The following is a 2846-nucleotide window of genomic DNA, read 5'->3' on the forward strand; positions in this document are numbered from 1 at the left end:
GGCAGTGCGATCGCACCAGAAATTGCACATCTCAACTTCTCTAGTCTTCATTTTAGCTATGTCGGTGGCGAACATGAAGCTTGGGAACGGCTGATGATCAGCGACAAACTCTCACGTACAAATACAGGTAGCCTCTCTACTAGGCTTTTAGAACTCTATTCCCACTTAGATGCAGGTGGCTGGTGGTGTAATTCAGGAGTAGATCCGCGCACATTTGCTAATCTTACCCCTGGTGAGCAACCTCAAATTAAAGAATGGGGATGCTATAAGCCAAACCGCCCCAGACCCAAAACCGTGAAAAAAGATGGGTTCACTGTTGCGGTTGAAGGCAAGTTCATCAAATATGAGCATCCACCATCAGTTGATTTGAGCATTTTCTTGCTAGATGTCCCAGGCGTGATTGCCCAAAATATTTACTCAAAAGCTGGAGTAAACCCCACCGACAGCGATCGCTTGAGTGGTTTTTGGTATTGTGTGTGCAAACACAATATCCCACTTGTCATTACAGAGGGCGCGAAGAAGGCGGCTAGTCTGTTAAGCCAAGGTCACGCAGCCATCGGACTACCGGGAATTTCCTCCGGCTATCGCTCACCTAAAAACGAGTGGGGCAAGAAAATTGGTGATTCTTATCTGGCTGATGAGTTAGCTGTTTTCGCTACTCCTAATAGAGTTTTCAAAATCTGCTTTGATTATGAAACTAAGCCTGAAACTAAGCTCAATATCCAAAGAGATATTTGTCAAACAGGAAGCTTATTACAAGAATTTGGTGCTGTCGTGAAAGTACTAACGCTGCCAGGGCCGGATAAGGGTGTAGATGATTTTATAGTCGCACAGGGAGGAGAAAGTTTTGAAAAGCTATCTGCCGGGGCTATAGCTCTAGAGTCATGGCATCAAAATCAACTTGATAAAAAACGTTTTACTATCAAGCTCAAAGATGGCACAGTCAAGACAATTGAAGAGGAGGCAAGAGCCAGGAGGCAGGATAGCGCAGCGTTAGCGAGTCCGCAAGCGTCGGCAGAAAGCAGTTTTCCTTCTCCCAAGGGGAGACGCGAAGCGCGATCTGCCGACGCGCTCTTGCCTCCTGCCTCCCTTGTTGATCAACAAAAAGGAGATTCTATCGTGACAGATGCTCCCGAACTGGAACCAAACATGAATGTATTTCACAAGAATCGTCGTAAACCATTTATTGACCCTGGTTCACAGATTATAGATATAAAAGTGATTGATTCAGACATTATTCATTTAGATGTTGTCCCTGAGCCAGCCCAGCCAACTGAAACTGCTGTAACTAGTTCTTCTTGGGCTAAAAAAGAAAATGTTACACTTTATGAGCCTAATTTTTTTAGAAAGCGCCTAGAAGCTAGTGAGAATAAACAAATAGCTTTCGCTGCTTATACTTTGTTAAAAAAATATGGTGTTGAGGCTAAAGATGAACAACAGCAGACCAGTGGCAAAATCTACCATGCTGATGCTTTTGTAATCAAGAATCATGGTGCTGATAAATACAGTATCTATCGTCGTCATGATGATGTAGAGTTAATGACTTTTCAAGCTGATAAATGGGGGCACGTAGGCAATATTAAACTTTCTTACACAGAAATAGAGTCTGAACAAAAAATTTGGATAGAAAAACAAATTAACATTCTGCCTATTGAAAGGCAAGAGTTTTTGTTAGTGGCTGACTACCTCAAAGCTGGTAAAGAATTGCCCTCTGTTGATGAAGACCCTCGCAAAATAGCTTCTGTCGTTGGTTCAGTTTCTCCTAAAGGCACACACAATATTTTAGAAAGTTTCAAAGAAAACGAGGTATTAAAAATTCTCACACAAAGTATTAATAGGTTCGAGAAAGACGATTTAAGCTTGGGCAATTACCGGATTCTTTTTCGGCAAACCACTGACCATACATCTACTCTGCAATTACTCAAAACTGAACACAATGGTACAAATCGGGAAGCTGTTCGCTTTCAGTTTGAGAAAACTGACACTGGTATGACTCATCAAGTCCAAGCGATGGCTATCACTGAAGCTGATTTAGAGAAGTTAAAACTGTTGGCTCAAAAACTGCATATTAATTACAAAGATTTGTTTGGCAACCCGACAGACACCCGTGACATCGACCTGCCCGTTCATCCCGAAATTACCCGTAATTTAGACGAGGAGCAGTCACACCAATCTACTCAACCTACACCCAACGTACCAGATTGCAAGACACAATCACACCCACAAGAAACAAGCTTTAATTCTCCAAAACAACAGAACGCTGTATCATACTCAACTACATCCACACCTAACAGCACAACACCATCACAACCAAATTTTTCTTCTAATTTAGATAAAGTTTTGCTACCACTACATCCAGTTTTGAAACAATATTGGGAGCAGTTAGAAAAAGATGCTTGTCATGAGACTGTAGCGCAAGGACATTTAGAATTTCAATCTAAAATTCAGCAAACTGGGAAGTTAACTGTTGGTGAACAGCGTGAACTTTACCAGCAGATTCAAAATCAAGCTTTGAGTGAAATCAATCACAATGGACGTACTGATATTGTGCTTCCACCATTAGCCCACATTGTTAATGATTTGCGATCGCAGGTTCAAAAAGAAGCACAACCACAGTTTTCTTCTGAAGAGAATCGTGATACACCCGTGCCTCTTCACCCTGAGATTGCCTCTCATTGGCAAAGTTTAGAAGCTAATAAAACTTGGTCTAGTGTTGCCAATCAGTACAACAATCCTTTGCGGGAAAAACTTGTCTTAACTGGCAAGCTGACTATTGGGGAGCAACGTGAACTTTACCAAAAAATTCTCCTTCAAAGTCAATTCGAGCAGCAGAACATTGGGCAAAC

The 2846-nt window shown here is 41.8% G+C and carries 1 protein-coding gene; it reads left to right on the top strand.

Translation table 11 applies throughout. The features are described from left to right. A partial coding sequence (locus H6G97_RS54435; RefSeq protein ID WP_242056171.1) for a DUF3854 domain-containing protein occupies nt 1-2846 on the top strand: 2846 nt, incomplete at both ends.

The organism is Nostoc flagelliforme FACHB-838 (genome assembly GCF_014698065.1).
In the GTDB taxonomy this organism is placed as follows: domain Bacteria; phylum Cyanobacteriota; class Cyanobacteriia; order Cyanobacteriales; family Nostocaceae; genus Nostoc; species Nostoc flagelliforme_B.